Annotated in this window: 18 protein-coding genes; 5 read left to right on the top strand and 13 right to left on the bottom strand. The window is 68.9% G+C overall.

Annotated features, from left to right (window positions below; genetic code table 11):
* Window positions 1–14: 14 nt before the first annotated feature.
* From ACI2JZ_RS06995 to ACI2JZ_RS06975, 5 genes are read right to left on the bottom strand one after another with little or no spacing between them, the layout of a single operon-like run.
* Window positions 15–854: an ABC transporter ATP-binding protein gene (locus ACI2JZ_RS06995; protein ID WP_404597000.1), complete on the bottom strand. Its 840-nt coding sequence runs from the start codon at window positions 852–854 to the stop codon at window positions 15–17.
* Entirely contained in the window at window positions 847–1,635 is a 789-nt protein-coding gene (locus ACI2JZ_RS06990) for an ABC transporter ATP-binding protein (protein ID WP_336641434.1), read from the bottom strand. The genes ACI2JZ_RS06995 and ACI2JZ_RS06990 overlap by 8 nt, the downstream gene beginning before the upstream one ends.
* The gene (locus ACI2JZ_RS06985; protein ID WP_404596999.1) at window positions 1,632–2,540 is read right to left on the bottom strand and encodes an ABC transporter permease; all 909 of its coding nucleotides are present in this window, start codon (window positions 2,538–2,540) and stop codon (window positions 1,632–1,634) included. Before ACI2JZ_RS06985 ends, ACI2JZ_RS06990 begins: the two co-directional genes overlap by 4 nt.
* A complete protein-coding gene (locus ACI2JZ_RS06980; RefSeq protein ID WP_247624082.1) occupies window positions 2,537–3,598 on the bottom strand; it encodes an ABC transporter permease in 1,062 nt (353 codons plus the stop codon). Before ACI2JZ_RS06980 ends, ACI2JZ_RS06985 begins: the two co-directional genes overlap by 4 nt.
* 14 nt (window positions 3,599–3,612) lie before the next feature.
* Window positions 3,613–5,196 (bottom strand): ABC transporter substrate-binding protein, encoded by a 1,584-nt coding sequence (locus tag ACI2JZ_RS06975; RefSeq protein ID WP_247624081.1) that lies wholly within the window; start codon window positions 5,194–5,196, stop codon window positions 3,613–3,615.
* A gap of 152 nt (window positions 5,197–5,348) precedes the next feature.
* Here ACI2JZ_RS06975 and ACI2JZ_RS06970 point away from each other — a divergent pair, with 152 nt between their 5' ends.
* Entirely contained in the window at window positions 5,349–5,936 is a 588-nt protein-coding gene (locus ACI2JZ_RS06970) for an Lrp/AsnC family transcriptional regulator (RefSeq protein ID WP_281731253.1), read from the top strand.
* Between the two features lie 5 nt (window positions 5,937–5,941).
* Here the strand turns inward: ACI2JZ_RS06970 and ACI2JZ_RS06965 are convergent, their stop codons facing one another.
* Genes ACI2JZ_RS06965 through ACI2JZ_RS06955 form a run of 3 tightly spaced genes read right to left on the bottom strand, consistent with a single transcriptional unit; the run spans window position 5,942 to window position 6,841 of the window.
* A complete protein-coding gene (locus ACI2JZ_RS06965; RefSeq protein WP_247624080.1) occupies window positions 5,942–6,298 on the bottom strand; it encodes a hypothetical protein in 357 nt (118 codons plus the stop codon).
* A gap of 34 nt (window positions 6,299–6,332) precedes the next feature.
* On the bottom strand, window positions 6,333–6,587 hold the full coding sequence (locus ACI2JZ_RS06960; protein WP_404596998.1) for a type II toxin-antitoxin system RelE/ParE family toxin: 255 nt from the start codon (window positions 6,585–6,587) through the stop codon (window positions 6,333–6,335).
* Window positions 6,584–6,841 carry a type II toxin-antitoxin system Phd/YefM family antitoxin gene (locus tag ACI2JZ_RS06955; RefSeq protein ID WP_247633440.1) on the bottom strand — a complete coding sequence of 86 codons (258 nt, stop codon included), beginning with the start codon at window positions 6,839–6,841 and terminating at the stop codon, window positions 6,584–6,586. Before ACI2JZ_RS06955 ends, ACI2JZ_RS06960 begins: the two co-directional genes overlap by 4 nt.
* A gap of 94 nt (window positions 6,842–6,935) precedes the next feature.
* On the opposite strand from ACI2JZ_RS06955, the gene ACI2JZ_RS06950 reads away from it, so the two are divergent.
* The 3 genes from ACI2JZ_RS06950 to ACI2JZ_RS06940 all read left to right on the top strand — a co-directional run bounded on the left by ACI2JZ_RS06950 (window position 6,936) and on the right by ACI2JZ_RS06940 (window position 9,972).
* Entirely contained in the window at window positions 6,936–7,907 is a 972-nt protein-coding gene (locus ACI2JZ_RS06950) for a hypothetical protein (protein WP_404596997.1), read from the top strand.
* Entirely contained in the window at window positions 7,904–9,031 is a 1,128-nt protein-coding gene (locus ACI2JZ_RS06945) for a hypothetical protein (RefSeq protein WP_404596996.1), read from the top strand. The genes ACI2JZ_RS06950 and ACI2JZ_RS06945 overlap by 4 nt, the downstream gene beginning before the upstream one ends.
* Before the next feature lie 299 nt (window positions 9,032–9,330).
* Complete coding sequence (locus ACI2JZ_RS06940; protein ID WP_404596995.1) at window positions 9,331–9,972, top strand: Pr6Pr family membrane protein; 642 nt, start codon at window positions 9,331–9,333, stop codon at window positions 9,970–9,972.
* A gap of 129 nt (window positions 9,973–10,101) precedes the next feature.
* Here ACI2JZ_RS06940 and ACI2JZ_RS06935 read toward each other — a convergent pair whose 3' ends face one another.
* From ACI2JZ_RS06935 to ACI2JZ_RS06915, 5 genes are all read right to left on the bottom strand, one after another.
* The gene (locus tag ACI2JZ_RS06935) at window positions 10,102–10,491 is read right to left on the bottom strand and encodes a DUF779 domain-containing protein (RefSeq protein WP_404596994.1); all 390 of its coding nucleotides are present in this window, start codon (window positions 10,489–10,491) and stop codon (window positions 10,102–10,104) included.
* Window positions 10,491–12,041 (bottom strand): aldehyde dehydrogenase family protein, encoded by a 1,551-nt coding sequence (locus ACI2JZ_RS06930; RefSeq protein WP_404596993.1) that lies wholly within the window; start codon window positions 12,039–12,041, stop codon window positions 10,491–10,493. The genes ACI2JZ_RS06935 and ACI2JZ_RS06930 overlap by 1 nt, the downstream gene beginning before the upstream one ends.
* Before the next feature lie 108 nt (window positions 12,042–12,149).
* Window positions 12,150–13,475: a GAF domain-containing protein gene (locus tag ACI2JZ_RS06925; RefSeq protein ID WP_404596992.1), complete on the bottom strand. Its 1,326-nt coding sequence runs from the start codon at window positions 13,473–13,475 to the stop codon at window positions 12,150–12,152.
* A gap of 145 nt (window positions 13,476–13,620) precedes the next feature.
* A complete protein-coding gene (locus ACI2JZ_RS06920; RefSeq protein ID WP_404596991.1) occupies window positions 13,621–15,048 on the bottom strand; it encodes a CCA tRNA nucleotidyltransferase in 1,428 nt (475 codons plus the stop codon).
* A gap of 35 nt (window positions 15,049–15,083) precedes the next feature.
* Window positions 15,084–15,377 (bottom strand): hypothetical protein, encoded by a 294-nt coding sequence (locus tag ACI2JZ_RS06915; RefSeq protein ID WP_247624072.1) that lies wholly within the window; start codon window positions 15,375–15,377, stop codon window positions 15,084–15,086.
* A 73-nt stretch (window positions 15,378–15,450) separates the two neighbouring features.
* Here ACI2JZ_RS06915 and ACI2JZ_RS06910 point away from each other — a divergent pair, with 73 nt between their 5' ends.
* The gene (locus ACI2JZ_RS06910; RefSeq protein ID WP_404596990.1) at window positions 15,451–17,247 is read left to right on the top strand and encodes an alkaline phosphatase family protein; all 1,797 of its coding nucleotides are present in this window, start codon (window positions 15,451–15,453) and stop codon (window positions 17,245–17,247) included.
* The last annotated feature ends 14 nt before the right edge of the window (window positions 17,248–17,261 follow it).

The raw sequence follows: 17,261 nt of genomic DNA, 5'->3' as shown, positions 1-17,261 counted from the left end.
CCTTCTGCGTCGCGTCAGTTCAGGACGGGTGGGATCTCCGACCACACCTCGCGGTCCTCGGTCGACGGGGCGTCGGGGATACGACCGGCCCCGTCGGGCTCGGGGATCGCGGCGAGCAGCGCCTGAGTGTACGGATGCTGGGGCGCGGCCCAGAGTCGATCGGTCGGCCCCGACTCGAGCACGCGCCCGGAGTACATGACGAACGTGCGGTCGGCGATGCGTCGCACGACGGCGAGGTCGTGCGAGATGAAGAGCATCCCCGCGCCGGACTCCGCCACGAGGTCGCGCATGAGGCCGGCGACGCTGGTCTGGGTCGACGCATCGAGGGCCGAGATCGGCTCGTCGGCGACGAGCAGCGAGGGCCGGGCGGCGAGCGCCCGGGCGATCGCGATGCGCTGCTTCTGCCCGCCCGAGAACTGGTGCGGGAAGCGCGAGGCGACCGAGGTCGGCAGACCGACGCGCTCGAGCCATTCCTCGACGGTGGATCCGGCGGCACCGCGCGCTCGGGCGGTGGCGATGCCGTCGGAGATCTGGTCGCCCACCCGCCGGCGCGGGTTGAGCGAGGTCGACGGGTCCTGGAAGACCATCTGGATGCCGGTGAGGGCGATCGAGCGTCGACGGATGCCGAGGGGCGAGACCGGTGCGCCGTTGAACAGCACCGTCCCTCCCGCGGTCTTCTCGATGCCGACGACGGCGCGAGCGAAGCTCGACTTGCCGCTGCCGGACTCGCCCACGAGGGCGACGGTCTCGCCCGCGGGGACGGTCATCGACACCCCGTTCACGGCGATCACGGGCGGGTTGCCCGGGTAGCGCACGACCATGTCCTGCGCGTCGAGGACGGAGACCTCACTCATCAGCGTCCTCCTCGATGCGGGAACCGGGCAGTGCGGCGAGCAGCATCCGCGTGTACTCGTGCTGCGGGTCGCGGAACAGCGTCTCGCGATCGGCCTTCTCGACGATCAGGCCGTCCTTCATGACGGCGACCTCGTCGGCGATCGCGCTCATCACGCCGAGGTCGTGCGTCACGAGCAGCACGGCGAGCCGGCGCTCGATCGCGAGGTCGCGCAGCAGCTGCAGGATGCCGGCCTGCACCGTGACGTCGAGCGCGGTGGTCGGCTCGTCGGCGAGCAGCACGTCGGGGTCGCAGGCCAGGGCGCACGCGATCGCGATGCGCTGGCGCTGACCTCCCGAGAACTGGTGCGGGTAGCGCTTCAGCGCCTCGGCGGGGTTCGGCACCTGCACGGTCTGCAGCAGTTCGACGGCCTTCTCGCGGGCCGCCGCACCGCGGAGACCGAGGTGCACGCGCATGTGGTCGGTGAGCTGGCGGCCGACGGGCAGCTGCGGGTGCAGCGATGCCGAGGGGTCCTGGAACACCATCGCGATGCGCTTGCCGCGCACGCGGTTCATCGCCCGACGCGTGAGCCCGACGAGCTCCTCGCCCGCGAGGGTGATCGATCCGCCGGTCTTCGCCTGTCGCGGCAGCAGTCCGAGCACGGCGAGCGAGGTGAGGGTCTTGCCCGAGCCGGATTCGCCGGCGAGACCGTGGATGCGGCCCGCCTCGAGGTCGAGCGAGACCCCCTTCACGAGCGGGCGGCCGATGTCGATCGTCAGATCGCGGATGCTCAGCGCGGTCATGCGGGCACCCCCGCGGCATCCGTCTTCTCGGTCTGCTTCTCGTGCGTCACTTCGGCCATCGGGTCGAGGATGTCGCGCATCGCGTCACCGAGGAAGTTGAACGCCAGCACGACCGTGAGGATCGCGAGACCCGGGAAGACCCCGAGCCACCAGGCGTCGAAGTTCTGCATGGCCGACGAGATCATCGAACCCCATTCCGCCGTGGGCGGCTGCGCGCCGAGGCCGAGGAACGACAGCCCCGACAGCAGCAGGATGGCGGCACCGATGTCGAGCGTCGCGAGCACCAGCACGGGGCCGGCGATGTTGGGCAGGATGTCGACGAACAGCGTGCGCAGCGGCGAGTGGCCGAGCAGGCGTCCGGCGATGACGTAGTTCTGCCCGCGGAGGCCGAGCACGATGCTGCGGGTCACACGCGAGTACTGCGGCCACGAGACGACGATGGCCGCGATCACCGCGTTGAACAGCGACGGTCCGAGGGAGGCCGCGACCACCATCGCGAGGATCACCGTCGGGAACGCCATGAAGAGGTCGGTGATGCGCATGAGCGTCTCGTCGACCCAGCCCCCGAAGTATCCGGCGAGCGCACCGATGAGAGTGCCGATGATCATGGCGGCGACGACGAGCATGAGCGCGAGCGGCAGGCTCACGGTCGCACCCGTCATGAGGCGCGAGAAGATGTCGCGGCCGTTGCCGTCGGTGCCGAGAAGGGTCTCGACCCCGGGCTCCTGCAGGCGCGGGAAGATCTGCGCGTTGGGGCCGTAGGGCACCCACCACTGCGCGGTGAAGGCGACGATCACCCAGGCACCGGCGATGACGGTGCCGATGATGCCGAGGGGCGTGCGCCAGGCGCGCGGCCAGCGGAAGCGGAACCGCCAGGGCCCGGATGCGGCGTCGATGCGGCTCATGCGATCCTCACTCTCGGGTCGAGGACGCCGTAGAGCATGTCGACGACGAAGTTGATGAGGAGATAGATGAACCCGACCACGAGGCCGACGCCCATGATGCCGGGCAGGTCGAGGTTCGCGGCGGAGTTGTAGGCGTAGGTGCCCAGGCCCGGCCACGCGAAGACCGACTCGACGAGCACGGTGCCCGAGAGCAGGGTTCCGAAGGCGACGCCGACGACGGTGAGGATCGGAAGGGATGCTCCTCGCAGCACGTAGTCGAGGATGACGCGCATCGCGGGGAGGCCCTTGGCGCGGGCGGCGCGCACGTAGTCACTGCCCAGCACCTCGAGCACCGAGGTGCGGATGAAGCGGGTGAGCAGCCCGATCGTGACGAGCGACAGCACCATGACCGGCAGGGCGAGGTGGGCGAGGGCGTCGAAGTAGCCGACGGCGTCGCCGTTGAGCAGGTAGTCGACCGTATAGAGACCCGTCACGCGCGGCGGCGGGGTGATCGACGGCGAGATGCGGCCCGACCCGGGGGCGATGCGCAGCTCGAGGAAGAAGACGTAGAAGCTGACCAGAGCGAGCCAGAAGGTCGGCACGCTGAGGCCGACGAGCGTGACGACGCGGATGACCTGGTCGGTCACGAGTCCGCGACGGTACGCGGCGAGCGTGCCGAGCACGATGCTGACGACGAGACTCAGGATGATCGCGCCGATGGCGATCTCGATCGTCGCCGGCACGGCGGTGGAGAGGTCGCTGGTGACCGCACGGCCGGTCACCAGCGACGTCCCGAGGTCCCCGCGGAGCAGGTTCCCCATATAGATGAAGTACTGCACGATCAACGGCTGATCGAGTCCGTGCTCCCGGATGAACGCCTCTCGCGTCGCCGGGTTCTGCGATGCGCCCTCACCGAGCGCGGCCGAGACCGGGTCTCCCGGCACCAGGTTGGTGAGCAGGAACGTGACGATCGTCACGCCCACCAACAGGAGCAGGGAGGTGCCGGCCCGCCGCAGCAGGTATCCGATCAGGGGAGACCGACGCCTGCGCGCCTGTCTCTGCACCGCCACCGTTGTCATGCGTCGTTATCCGTTCAGCCGGCCGGGGTGATCTCGGCGATGTCCATCTCCCACACCGAGTTGTACACGGCGCCCGAGACGGCGGATGCCGAGGCGATGTTGCGACCCGGAACGATGAGCGGCACGAACGGACCCTCGGCCTGCATGGCCTCGGCGAACTCGGTGAACAGGGCGGTGCGCTCGTCGGCATCCGTCGCACTGGCCGCGTTCGCGGCGATCTCGGCGATCTCGGGGTTCGCCTCGGCTGCCCAGCCGGCACGGAGGCCGACCTTCAGGCCCGGGCCGAACGGCAGGAAGTTCGCGGAGTCCGCGTAGTCCGGACCCCAGAACCACAGGCCGAAGCCCTCGGTACCGTTGACGTAGGCGTCGAGCTCGGTGGCGAACGGCGCCGGGGCGAGCTCCACCGCGATGCCGGCATCCTCGAGTTGCGCCTGGATGCGCTCGGCGAGCGGGGTGAACTCCACGCCGCCGACCGGGTAGTCGTTCGGGAACTGCAGCTTCAGGGTCTGGCCCGTGTAGCCGGCCTCGGCGAGAGCGGCCTTCGCCGCGTCGAGGTCCTGCGAGACGCCGCCGTCGAGCGAGCCCTCGAATCCGGGCGGGATGACGCCGGTCGCCTGCACCGCGCCGGCACCGGCCAGTTCGAGCAGTGCGTCGTAGTCGAGCGCGTAGCGGATCGCCTCTGCGATCTTGACGTTCGCGAGGTCGCCTCCCGCCTCGCCCTGGTTGAGCAGCAGGAAGATCGTCTGGCCCGAGGGCACGGAGTCGACCGTGAGGTCATCGCCGAGGCCCGCGACCTGGTCGCCGTTCAGGTCCATCGCGACCATCGAGTCGCCGCCCTTGAGGTTGGCGAGCTGCGTGGCGCTCTCCGAGACGTTGCGCACGACGACGCGGTCGTAGGCCGACTCCTCGTCGCCGTTGTACTCGTCGTTCTTGGTGAGCACGACCTGCGACGAGAGGTCGAGGGTGTCGAGCACGAACGGACCGGAGCCCGCCGACTCGCCGTCGAGGAAGCTCTGCGCGCTGTCGGAGCCGTCGGTCGCGCCGCCGTTCTCGATCACGACGTCGGAGTTGACGATGCCGAGCGCCGGGTTCGCGAGGATCGCGGGCAGCTGCAGCAGCGGGGTCTCGGACGTGAAGGTGATCGTCTTGTCGTCGACCTCGGTGATCGTGATGCCGGCGAGCAGGAAGTTGGGCTTGGCGTCCTCCATGCCCTGGATGCGCTGCAGCGAGAAGACGACGTCCTTCGCCTCGATCGGGGTGCCGTCGGAGAAGACGCGGTCGCCCTCGAGCGTGAACGTGAACTCGGTCGCGGTGTCGTTCTGCTCCCAGGAGGCGAGTCCGGGAACCGGGGTCGAAACGTCGGAGCCCTCGAAGTCGACGAGGGTCTCGTAGATCGCCTTGGCGATCATGTTGCCGGTCGGGTCGTAGGTGTGACCCGGGTCGGTCGTCTCGATCGAGAACGCGGTGTCGATGACCAGCGAGCCGGAGCCCGACGAGTCATCGCCGTTGTTGGCGGAGTTTCCTCCCGAGCAACCGGCGAGCGCGAGGAGCGCGACCGCTCCGAACGCGAGCGCAGGCAGAGTGCGGCGTGACGACATGTGAGCCTCCAAGGGCGAGGAGTACATTCGGGTGTCGGCCGCCACTGGTGTGGACGACCGTGGATCAGATTCGCATCATATGCGACGATGTGTCCAGCAAGTGTCGGGATGACCGACACGGTCTGTCCAGATCATCAACCGTGGGGAGCAATATGTCCAGCAAGGATGCTGAAGCATCGAAGCATTCTGGACGAAGTGCCACCGGGTTGGACGAGATCGCGTACAAGATTCTCGAAGTGCTCCGTGATAACGGTCGCATCTCGATCGCCGCACTCGCCGACAGGGTGGGGATATCCCGCGCCAGCGCTTATTCGCGAGTCGAATCATTGGTGAGCGACGGCGTGATCACCGGGTTCAGCGCCCGGGTCGATCAGGCCAAGGCGGGTCTCTCCATCGGCGCCCTCGTCTTCGTCACGGTGCTGCCGCAGGCCTGGGCGTCGTTCCGTGATCGCGTGAGCGAGATGCCCGACGTCGAGTGGTGCGCGATCACGACCGGCGAGCACGATGCCATGCTGCTCATCCGCGCCGTCGACGTCAGCGGCGTGCACGAGTTCTCGACCGGGGTGATCGCGCAGCTGCCCGAGGTGCGCACCGTCGTCAGCGTCGTGGTGCTCGACGAGGTCATCCGTCGGCCCTACCTGCTGCCCTCCGACATCCCCGAGCGTCACGCCGAGATCCCCCTCGGAATGACCCGCTGGACGCCGGCGTCCCCCGGGCGCGACGCGCTGCCGCCCCGCTGACCCGGTCAGGCGGGGATCTCCTCGCACACGCTCAGCTGCGGCAGGCCGTGCATCTCGTAGTGCTCGACGAGGCGGATGAGTCCGTCGTCGGTGAGCTCGAGCTCGCTCTCCCCGTCGCCCGTGACGACCTGGCCGTCGGCCACGAGCACGTGCACGAACGACACCCAGATCGTGTCGGCGGTGCGGGTTCCCACGAACTTGCCGAAGGTCACCGTGTCGCCGGTGTACCCGCCCCAGATCGCACCGTCCTTCTCGAAATACTCGAAGATGCTCGGAGCCTCGGGGTCGACCGCCGAGGTCGTGGACGAGATCATCCGGAAGCGGCGGCCATCGAGCGAGGGAAGGGTTGCAGTCGCAGTCACCCTTCGATTATGGCGGGCGCGGGGAGTCCGGTGATCACCGATAGATCTCTCGTCGATGCCCGGCCGACACGACGACGACCGTGAGTACCGCATCCTCGATGCGGTAGATCACCCGGTAGTCGCCACTGCGCACCCGCCATTCCGGACGCGCGGTCAAACGCTTCGCAGCAGGTGGCCTCGGATCCTCGGCCAGCAGCTCGATCACGGCTTGCACTCGACGCTTCGCCTCTGGCGGCAACTTCTTGATCTCCCGAATTGCCGCCGGTAGGAACTGGATCTCGTACGTCACAGGCCGAGCTCGCGCTTGACCTCGTCCCACGGAATCGGAGTTTCGTCCAGCCTCTGCGTCTCTTCCCACGCGGCGTCGACCGCACGGATATCGGCGAGTTCTTCGGCATCCTCGAGGAGCTGCGCGAGTTGCGAGGGATCGACCACCGCTGCGACCGGGCGGTGCCGTCTCGTGAGATAGACGGGGGCCGTGCGCGCCTCGTCGACGATCGAGGCCAGTCGGCCGCGCGCTTCGGTGATGGCGATCTCACTCATACGACTATTGTCGCACGAAACGTACGGTTCAAGCGTGAAACGTACAGAACAAGGCGGTACGGTCTCGACGTCATCCCCCCGGTACCGTGGTCGCATGGAGTGGATCGCGAACCCGACCGTCGGCGATTGGCTGCGGGAGCGGCTCGACCCCGATTTCCCGCCCATGCACGGTGTCGTTCCGCAGGGCTTTCCCGCCTACGCGCGCATCTTCCATCCGGGCTTCGTGCACGAGCTTCCGGGACGACGGATGCCGACGGCCGAGGAGCGCGTGCGGATGCCGGCGGACGAGGTGGAGCTCCTGTATCGCGAACTCGTCGAATCCACGACGACCTGGGGCGACGCGGCCGCGGTGTTCGGCACGACGATGCACCCGCTCGCGCAGTGGGCGGGCATCGTGGGTGCCCCCGGGGAGCGCGACTGGATCGAACGGGTCGCCCCCGACGGACGCGAGTTCTCGTCTCCCGCCATCGGCGAGCTCGATGGCGAGAGCCTCGCCGCCCTCGTCTCGGTCCTCCTGCGCCACACCTCGACTCCCGATTCCGGTGTCGCGGGGCTCTGGGAGGGGCGGGGCGGTCTGCTGGGGTTCTTCGGCGATCTGCCCTCCCGCGGGTTCTACACCGTCGGCGACGACGATCCGAATCACCGCGCAATGCTCGCCCGCAGCCTGCGGGATCCGTTCAACAACGTCTTCCGCAAACCGACCTGGCAGGAGGGGATCCTGTCGCGCGAGATCTCGGAGGGCCCGCGACTCGAACTCCCGAACCGCGCGTACGTGCTGTTCGACGCACCGCCGAGTGCGTTCGCCGACCCCGAGTGGGTCCTCGATGCCCCGTGGCGCGATCGGCCGGCGGAGGCGCACGGTGCGCCCGCATCGGCGCAGAGCCCGGGTCTCCTCTGGCCCGACGACCACGCGTGGGTGATGGTGAGCGAGGTCGACTACGACTCGACCATCGTCGCGGGATCGGCGGCTCTGGTCGCCGCCATCTGCGCAGAGCCGGGGCTGGAGGCGCTCGAGATACCGAGCGGCGCCGACCTCTCGTGGAACGCCGACGAGGTGAATCGATGAGCGCGCCGCAGCATCCGGCATCCGCCTTCGACGCCCGCGCACTCACCGGACCGGTCGACCCGCGGGCGGTCGGAGCGTTCACGGCCGACCTCAAGGCGCGCCGCGCTCCGGCGTCCGCCGGCACGATCGTCGGCACGGTGATCGGCGTCATCGCGCTCGGATTCGTCGCTCTCGTGGGCGTCGTCGTGCTCGGCGGAGTCGTCACCAGCACCCTGCGCACGGGAGGATCGACGGGCGCCTCGATCTTCGCCGTGCTCCTCGTGCTCGCCCTCGGCGCCGCCGCCGTGATCACGTTCTTCACGGTGCGCGCCAACCGCATCCGCCGCTATCGGATCGGCATGTTCGCTCAGGCGAACGGCATGAGCTACACCGAGCGCATCGCGAACCCGCCGCTGCCGGGCATGATCTTCAGCCTCGGCTCGGGGCGGCTGGCGACCGATCTGGTGCGCGGAACGCAGCCGCGGTTCGTCGAGTTCGGCAACTACCAGTACACGGTCAAGCACGGCAAGAGCTCGACCACGTACCGCTGGGGCTACATCGCCGTGAAACTCGACGTGCCGCTGCCGAACATCGTGCTCGACGCGCTCGGCAACAACGGTTTCGGCTCGAACCTGCCGGCGTCGTTCCAGCGCGCGCAGCGCCTGTCACTCGAGGGCGACTTCGACCGGCACTTCACGCTGTACTGCCCCGAGGGGTACGAGCAGGACGCCCTCTACCTCTTCACACCCGACATCATGGCGCGGTTCATCGACCATGCCGCCCAGCTCGATGTCGAGATCGTCGACGACTGGATGTTCCTCTACACGAGGCGCCAGGCGTCGACGCTCGACCCGGCGACGTGGGCCTGGTTGTTCGGCGTCGTCGGAGCGCTGATGACGAAGTTCGACCAGTGGGCGCGCTGGCGCGACGACCGCCTGCGTGCGCAGCATCGGCAGATATCGGATGCCGTCGCGCCGGGTGCCGCGGCATCCGCACCCCTGCCGTTCGCGCCGCCGGCCGGGCTGCTCACTCCCCCACCGGGCGTCGCCCCGCAAGGCCGACGGCTGAAGCGCCGGGTGACGTGGATCCCGCTCGTCATCGTGATCCTCATCGGCGTCGCGTACGCGTTCATGTCGATGCGCTGACCCGGTTCGGCGGACGCCGGTATCGAGTGTGGGGGTGGGTGCCGTTCTGGGGACCAGCGCCCACCCCATCCCCCCTCGGGATCAGAAGAAGTTCGACTCTCCCTCTGCAGACGGCCTCTGCCGTCAACGCCTTCGCCTGCTGGGGACAAGCGGTATATCGGCGCCTGTGAAAAGCGTATGCCGGGCCACGTTGCATTTCGTTGCACAGTTATTCAGTCTTCACAACCGTCGGTTCCTGAGCCTCGACCTGGGTCCCTGGGCTTGTCGAAGGGTCCCCCATCCTCACTAGGGTGAACGTCATGCCCGACGCACCCGCACCCGTCCCCTCGCGCGCCGTCGGCCTCACGCGAATCGTCGTCGGGCTCTCCGTCATCACCGTGCTCGTGCACACCTATCTGCTGGGCATCAGCGCCGGGCGCACGAGCCTGATCGACTACTTCGGATACTTCACGAACCTCACGAGCCTGCTCACGAGCGCCCTGCTCCTCGTGTCCGGAGCGCTCGCGCTGCGCGGTCGACGGCATCCGCTCGGGTTGTCGTACGCGCGCGGCGTCGCCGTCACCTGCATGCTGCTCGTGGCCGTGATCTACAACCTGATCGTGCCGGGAACCGGGTCGGCGCCGGCGTGGGTGAGCGTGGTGCTGCACGCCGTCTTCCCCCTGCTCGTCGCGCTCGACTGGCTGCTGATCCGCGACCGCCCGGTGCTGGCCTGGCGACGCCTGTGGGTCGTCACGGTCTACCCGCTCGTGTGGATCGTCGTCGTGCTCATCCGCGGCGCGACCGACGGCTGGGTGCCGTACGGATTCCTCCTGCCGTCGCATGGCCCCGCCGTGCTCGCGGCGCACGTCGCCGGGCTCCTCGCCGCCCTGCTCGCCCTCGGCGCACTGGTGTGGCTCGCGAGTCGCTTCCGCCTCGTCCGCCTCAAGCAACTGGGTCCATGAGCCCGTCGAAGGGCCCCGCCCCGCGGCATCCGTTTGGGAGGACTTCTCGCGTTCGGCAGGATCGAAACGGCGGATGCTTCCTGCGGAGGGCGAGTTCTCCTCCGCTGCAGCGCGCGCGCCCCGAGAACCTCACGCCAACCCGAAGTGCTCCAGCTCCGCGTCGTCGAGCATCCTCGACCGGATCAGGAACCGCATCCCGGTCGGCCCTTCGACCGAGAACCCCGCTCCCCGACCCGGCACGACGTCGATGGTGAGGTGCGTGTACTTCCAGTACTCGAACTGCGACTCCGACATGAAGACCTCGACCTCCGCATCCAGCCCGACGTCGAGACTCCCGAGCTGCACGTCGCCCGGCCCGGTGAGGAACATCCCCACCGGGTAGCACATGGGCGACGAGCCGTCGCAGCATCCGCCCGACTGATGGAACATGAGCGGGCCGTGCTGCACCGTGAGGTCGCGGATGAGGGATGCCGCAGCATCCGTCACCGCGACCCGCTGGTAGGTGCCGATGTCGACCATCAGAAGAAGTCCATCGGGCCCTCCGCGTACGAGACGAGGAGGTTCTTCGTCTGCTGGTAGTGGTCGAGCATCATCTTGTGGTTCTCGCGACCGACGCCCGACTGCTTGTACCCGCCGAACGCCGCGTGCGCCGGGTACTGGTGGTACGTGTTGGTCCACACGCGCCCCGCCTCGATCGCCCGGCCCGCGCGGTAGGCGGTGTCGCCGCTGCGACTCCACACCCCCGCGCCCAGCCCGTAGAGGGTGTCGTTGGCGATGTCGATCGCGTTGTCGAAGTCGTCGAACGAGGTGACCGACAGCACCGGGCCGAAGATCTCCTCCTGGAAGATGCGCATGTCGTTGGTGCCCTCGAACACGGTCGGCGCCACGTAGTAGCCCTCGCTGAGATCGCCGCCGAGGTCGACCCGCTCGCCGCCCGTGAGCAGCCGCGCACCGCCCTGCTTTCCGATGTCGATGTAGCTCAGGATCTTCTCCAGCTGATCGTTGGATGCCTGGGCACCGATCATCGTCGCCGGATCCAGCGGGTTTCCCTGCACGACCTTCCCGACCCTCTCGAGCCCGTCGGCGAGGAATCCGTCGTAGATGGATCGCTGGATGAGCGCCCGCGACGGACAGGTGCAGACCTCGCCCTGGTTGAGCGCGAACATCGTGAAGCCCTCGAGCGCCTTGTCGTAGAACGGGTCGCTGGTCGAGCGCGCGACGTCTTCGAAGAACACGTTCGGGCTCTTGCCCCCGAGCTCGAGCGTCACCGGGATGAGGTTCTGCGAGGCGTACTGCATGATGAGCCGACCGGTCGTCGTCTCGCCCGTGAACGCCACCTTGCGGATGCGCTTGTGCTGCGCGAGCGGGGCGCCCGCCTCGATGCCGAAGCCGTTGACGATGTTCACGACGCCCGCGGGCAGCAGGTCGCCGATGATCTCGAACAGGAACAGGAGGGATGCCGGTGTCTGCTCGGCCGGCTTGATGACGACGCAGTTGCCCGCGGCGAGCGCCGGGGCCAGCTTCCACACGGCCATCAGGATCGGGAAGTTCCACGGGATGATCTGCCCGACCACACCCAGCGGTTCGTGGAAGTGGTAAGCGACGGTGTTCTCGTCGAGCTGGCTGATGCCGCCCTCCTGCGCCCGCAGCACACCCGCGAAGTAGCGGAAGTGATCGACCGCGAGCGGGATGTCGGCGGCGAGCGTCTCACGCACCGGCTTGCCGTTCTCCCACGTCTCGGCGACGGCGATGCGCTCGAGGTTCTGCTCGATGCGGTCGGCGATCCTGTTCAGGACGACCGAGCGCTCGGCGGGACTCGTCTTGCCCCAGGAGGCGAAGGCCTTCCAGGCGACGTCGACCGCGCGGTCGATGTCTTCACTGGTGCCCCGGGCGACCTCGGTGAACGGCTTGCCGTTGACGGGGCTGATGTTCTCGAAGTACTGGCCCTTCGCGGGTTCGACGAAGTCGCCGCCGATGTAATGGCCGTAGCGGGGGCGGTAGTCGGCCAGGGATCCCGGCTGACCCGGGGCGGCGTAGGCAGTGGACACGTCTTCTTCGACGATGGTCATCGTGACTCCTCGGGCTGGGCCGCGCCTCGGTGCGCGGCTGTCCTCCGACGGTAGGTCGCGCGACGTTGCACCCGGGTGCGCAACGTTGCGCCCGGTTGCGGATGCTCCTCAGGCCTGCGCGCGCTCGAGTCGCTCGATCCGGGCGACCAGTCCGGGCCGCTTCGGCGAGCGGGCCGGCAGCATCTCGAGCGCGAGGCGCAACGCCTCGGCATCCGACTGCCCCTCGGGGATCTCGGCGTACGAGAGCAGCACGTCGAGGCTCGCCTCCGACAGCATCGCCTCCCGCAGCGCCGCCCGCACCGTCTCACGGAACTCCTCGACGCCGGGCGAGGTCGACTCGGGCAGCACCGGCCCCCGATAGGCGGTGAGCGCGACGCGGTGCGCTCCGCGGTCGAGCAGCGACATCACGTCCTGCGCGTCGGTGTCGAGGGTCACGGGCAGACGGTACGGTCTCGACTCGGGCACCAGTTCCGGCATCCGCTGTTCGAGCACCTTGCGCAGCCGCACCATCTCGGGCCGCAGCGTGTCGGGCGAGACGTCGGCGCCGTAGACGAGCTCGGTGAGGCGCTCGGCCGACAGACCCTGCCGGTGGGTCGCGAGCATCAGCAGGATGGCCGCGTGCCGGGCGCTGAGCTCGATGACCGATTCCTCATGCTCGGATGCCGTCTCGAGCCGCGCCCTGTCGCGGCCGAGCACGTGCAGGGTCGCGCGCGCCGCGGCGCGGGTACGAGTCGGCGCGAAGTGGTGCGCGCGCGGCGAGGTCTCGGCGCGGGCGCGCAGGCGCGCGATCAGGAGCTCGGACTCGACGGCGCGGGCGGTCGCATCGACGAGCAGTCGCGCCTGCGGGGTCACGACCTCCGGCCCGCCCGTGATGTCGATCACGCCGAGCACGCGCTGCGTCTCGGGGTCGCGCACCGGCGCCGCCGTGCACGACCACGGGTGCACCAGGCGGTTGTAGTGCTCGGCGCCGCGGATCTGCACCGATTGTCCGAGGGCGAGCGCGGTGCCCGGGGCGGTCGTGCCGACGGCATCCTCCGCCCAGTTCGCGCCCGCGACGAACCCCATGTCGTCGGTGAGGCTCTGCAGCTGGCGGTCTCCCTCGATCCACAGCAGTCGACCGGCCTGGTCGCCGATCGCGATCACCACTCCCGCGTCTTCCGGAGTGCCCGGCAGCAGCAGGCCGCGGATCGTGTCCATGACGGCGGCGAGCGGGTGCGCACGCCGATACTCCTCGAGCTCGTCGAGGCCGAGTTCGAGCGCGGGTGGGCTCTCGGGGCCGACGCGTCCGCGCCACGACCGCTCCCATGACGCCCGCACGAGCGGACGCACCTGCTGCAGGCGCTGGTCGTCGAGGTTGCCGGCGAGCAGCTCTTCGTGCGCACGCTCGATGATCAGGCGAGAGGCCTCAGGCGAAGACTGCCACTGCGACGGCACAGGGACTCCGTTCCTCGGGGGTGGAGCGTGCTCCCAGTGTAGAAGCCGAGGTCGCCCGTGGGAACCCTCCCACGGGTGATCGAGGCGGTTCGGCCGCGAGGCGAAAGCTCCGTGCGTCCGCCGTCATCGCCCCCGCGTCGGCGCCTCAGACGCGCGCCGCCCACCAGGCGCGCAGACGCTCCTCGGCGACCTCCGGACCGAGCACGCCCTCGTCGAGGCGCAGGTCGAGCAGGAACTTGTAGGCCTCGCCGACCTCGCGACCGGGACGGATGCCGAGCACCTCCTGGATGCGATTGCCGTCGAGTTCCGGACGCATCGCGTCGAGCTGCTCCTGTTCGGCGAGCGCCGCGATGCGCGACTCGATGTCGTCGTACGCCGACGAAAGTCGCCCCGCCTTGCGCTTGTTGCGCGTGGTCACATCCGCACGGGTGAGGATGTGCAGGCGTTCGAGCAGGGGGCCCGCATCGCGCACGTAACGGCGCACCGCGGCATCCGTCCAGGCGCCCTCGGCGTAGCCGAAGAACCTCAGGTGCAGCTCGATGAGGGTGGCGACGGCATCCGTCGTGGCGGTGTCGAACCGCAGGGCCTGCAGGCGCTTGCGCGCCATGCGGGCGCCGACGATGTCGTGGTGGTGGAACGTGACCGCTCCGCCGTCTTCGAGCTTGCGTGTGCGGGGCTTGCCGATGTCGTGCAGCAGAGCCGCGATGCGCAGCGCCACGTCGGGCTCGGCACCCGGATGCCGGGAGTGCTCGAGCGAGATCGCCTGGCGCAGCACCGTCAGGGAGTGCTCGTAGACGTCCTTGTGGTGGTGGTGCTCGTCGACCTCGAGCTTGAGGGCGCTCACCTCGGGCAGGAACTCATCGATCAGTCCGGTCTCGACGAGAGCGCGGATGCCCCGCACCGGGTCGTCGGTCTGCATGAGGCGCACGAGCTCGGACTGGATGCGCTCGGGGCTGACGATCTCGAGCGTCGACCGCAGCCGGGTGATCGCGTCGGCGGTGTCGTCGTCGATGCGGAAGCCGAGCTGCGCGCTGAACCGGGCGGCCCGCAGCATGCGCAGCGGGTCGTCACCGAACGAGACGTCGGGGTCGGTCGGGGTGCGGAGCACTCCCGCGATGAGGTCTTCGACCCCGCCGGTCGGGTCGACGAGCTTCACCGAGGGCACCTGCAGCGCCATCGCGTTGACCGTGAAGTCGCGACGCAGCAGATCGGCGTCGATCGTGTCGCCGAACTCGACGGTGGGCTTGCGCGTCACCCCGTCGTAGCTGTCGGCGCGGTAGGTCGTGATCTCGACCTGCTCCTTCTGCACGCGCGCACCGATCGTGCCGAACGCACGGCCGATGTCCCACTGCGCGGTCGAGATCGGGGTGACGATGCGCAGGATGTCGTCGGGCTGAGCGTCGGTCGTGAAGTCGAGGTCGTGGGTTGCACGCCCGAGCAGCGCATCGCGCACGGGACCGCCGACGACGGCCAGGTCGAACCCGGCATCCGCGAACGCCGTGGCGAGGGTGCGCACCACCGGATGCGCGGCGAGCGCGCCGAGACGGTCGAGGCCTTCGGCCATGTTGAGCATGGGTTCCAGCGTAGTCGGGCGGTGTGGTCGTGCCCTCAGAACAGCGGGTTCTCTCCCCGGGCCCGGTCGATCGCCTGCACCCGACCCTGGATGAGGCGCAGCAGCATCATGCTCAGCACGCCGCCGCCGATCACGGCGACCGCGACGAGGAACCAGATGCCGACCTCGGGATCGATGAGCTCGAACCCGTAGATGAGCACGGCGCCGAGGAGCAGCACCGGCCCCTCGATCAGCGCGAACGTGATGAAGAGGCGAGTCTGGCGCGAGAGGTAATCCTTCTCGACGGCTCTGACCCGTGCATCGACCGAGGAGTCTCCCGCGTGGCTCATGCATCCACGGTACCGATGCGACGGGGTGCGTTCCAGCATTCCGCCGCCGACGTCCCCGCCATAGGATCACCCCATGGCCGACGACAGCACCCCTCCCCCGGCATCCGATCCGGCATCCGACCGGAATCCCGACGCCGCCCGCACCCCGTCGCGGCGCGGGTTCCTCAAGATGGGTGGGGCCGCGTTCGCCGGCGCTGTCGTCGGCGGTGCGGCGGGAGCGGCCATCGGCGCATCCGTCGCCGCGCAGAATTCCCGCAACGGCTTCGCGTCCGAACCCGACCCCTTCGCCGCCCTCACCCCGCGCAGCGAGCCCGGGTTCGACCACCTCGTGGTCGTCATGGGCGAGAACCGCTCCTTCGACAACCTGCTCGGCTACCTGTACTCGCAGCAGACGCTGCCGGCCGGCGAGACGTTCGAGGGGCTCGCGTTCGGGAAGCACAGCAACACGGCATCCGATGGCACCGTCGTCGACGCTCACGTCTACACCGGCGACACCGACCGCATCATGAGCCTGCCCGATCCCGACCCGGGCGAGGAGTACCCGCACGTCAACACGCAGATCTTCGGCACGGTCGACCCGAAGGGAAACGCCGATCTGTTCGTCGACGAGATGACCGCCCCGTTCAACGCCCCGACGCACGGCGAGAAGGCCACGATGTCGGGGTTCCTCGAGGACTACATCATCAACTTCCGTCGCCTGCGCACGGGCACGGAGCCGAAGCCCGAAGAGGCCGCGCACATCATGGGCTCGTTCTCGCCCGAGATGCTCCCGGTGCTCTCGACCCTCGCGAGCGAGTTCGCGGTCTTCGACCACTGGTACGCCGGCGTGCCCTCGCAGACCTTCTGCAACCGCTCCTTCTTCCACGCGTCGACCTCGCACGGCTTCGTCACCAACCAGGCAGGCGGCGGCTACAAGAAGTGGCTCGACGCTCCCGCCGCCCCGACCGTCTTCAACCGGCTCGAAGAGAAGAAGGTGAGCTGGAAGATCTACATCGACAAGCTGCAGCTCGTCTCGTTCACCGGGATGCTGCACGCCGCCGTGCTCGAGAAGTACTGGCGCACCGACCACTTCGGCACGATGGAGGACTTCTACGCCGACACGAAGAACGGCACCCTCCCCGCCTACGCGTTCATCGAGCCGCGGATGGTCTACGACCACAACGACTTCCACCCGCCGTTCGGTTCGCCCCGCGAGAGCACGGTCGACGGAGAGCCGGTCTACGACAGTGCGATCTCCGACGTGCGCGCCGGCGACCGGCTCATTCACGACATCTACGAGGCCGTGCGCACGAGCGCCTCACCGAAGGGGTCGAACGCGGTCAACACCCTGCTGCTCATCACCTTCGACGAGCACGGCGGATGCTACGACCACGTGCCACCGCCCGCCGCGACCAAGCCGACCGCCGACACCGGTGCCGGCGAGATGGGGTTCACCTTCGACCGCCTCGGATGCCGCGTTCCCGCGATCGCCGTGTCGGCGTACACGAAGCGCGGCACGATCGTGCACGACGAGATGCATCACGGCACCGTCACCGCCACTCTCTCGCGGCTCCACGGATTGAGGCCTCTCAACGACCGCGACGCCTCGGCGAACACGCTGTTCGAGGCCATCAACCTCGATCAGCCGCGGCATCCTTCGGACTGGCCCGTCACGACTCCCGCCTACACGCCGCCGAACCCCGAAGAGCTCGAGCCGAAGCCGGGAGACCCCTCCGGCATGAAGCCCCTCACACCGCCCGCGCGGGGACTCCTCGGACTGCTGCTGTCGCGCTATGGAAAGCCCGGCGAGCCCGACCCCGAGACGTTCGCCGACGCCTACCGACTGCTGCACGAGCACGGCGAGGAGCTGTTCGGGCCGCCCGCCTCCTGATCGGATGCCTAGGC

This window comes from Microbacterium sp. NPDC087868 (assembly GCF_044900755.1).
Taxonomy (GTDB): Bacteria; Actinomycetota; Actinomycetes; order Actinomycetales; family Microbacteriaceae; genus Microbacterium; species Microbacterium galbinum.
Note: the sequence above shows the minus strand (reverse complement) of the source record. Positions and strands in the feature narration are given on the sequence as shown.

Coding starts and splice junctions, on each gene's coding strand:
- ACI2JZ_RS06980 (WP_247624082.1), bottom strand. CDS start 3,598: ATGACAACGGTGGCGGTGCAGAGACAGGCGCGCAGGCGTCGGTCTCCC.
- ACI2JZ_RS06950 (WP_404596997.1), top strand. CDS start 6,936: ATGGAGTGGATCGCGAACCCGACCGTCGGCGATTGGCTGCGGGAGCGG.
- ACI2JZ_RS06930 (WP_404596993.1), bottom strand. CDS start 12,041: ATGACCATCGTCGAAGAAGACGTGTCCACTGCCTACGCCGCCCCGGGT.
- ACI2JZ_RS06915 (WP_247624072.1), bottom strand. CDS start 15,377: ATGAGCCACGCGGGAGACTCCTCGGTCGATGCACGGGTCAGAGCCGTC.
- ACI2JZ_RS06955 (WP_247633440.1), bottom strand. CDS start 6,841: ATGAGTGAGATCGCCATCACCGAAGCGCGCGGCCGACTGGCCTCGATC.
- ACI2JZ_RS06995 (WP_404597000.1), bottom strand. CDS start 854: ATGAGTGAGGTCTCCGTCCTCGACGCGCAGGACATGGTCGTGCGCTAC.
- ACI2JZ_RS06970 (WP_281731253.1), top strand. CDS start 5,349: ATGTCCAGCAAGGATGCTGAAGCATCGAAGCATTCTGGACGAAGTGCC.
- ACI2JZ_RS06990 (WP_336641434.1), bottom strand. CDS start 1,635: ATGACCGCGCTGAGCATCCGCGATCTGACGATCGACATCGGCCGCCCG.
- ACI2JZ_RS06945 (WP_404596996.1), top strand. CDS start 7,904: ATGAGCGCGCCGCAGCATCCGGCATCCGCCTTCGACGCCCGCGCACTC.
- ACI2JZ_RS06985 (WP_404596999.1), bottom strand. CDS start 2,540: ATGAGCCGCATCGACGCCGCATCCGGGCCCTGGCGGTTCCGCTTCCGC.
- ACI2JZ_RS06940 (WP_404596995.1), top strand. CDS start 9,331: ATGCCCGACGCACCCGCACCCGTCCCCTCGCGCGCCGTCGGCCTCACG.
- ACI2JZ_RS06975 (WP_247624081.1), bottom strand. CDS start 5,196: ATGTCGTCACGCCGCACTCTGCCTGCGCTCGCGTTCGGAGCGGTCGCG.
- ACI2JZ_RS06935 (WP_404596994.1), bottom strand. CDS start 10,491: ATGGTCGACATCGGCACCTACCAGCGGGTCGCGGTGACGGATGCTGCG.
- ACI2JZ_RS06920 (WP_404596991.1), bottom strand. CDS start 15,048: ATGCTCAACATGGCCGAAGGCCTCGACCGTCTCGGCGCGCTCGCCGCG.
- ACI2JZ_RS06910 (WP_404596990.1), top strand. CDS start 15,451: ATGGCCGACGACAGCACCCCTCCCCCGGCATCCGATCCGGCATCCGAC.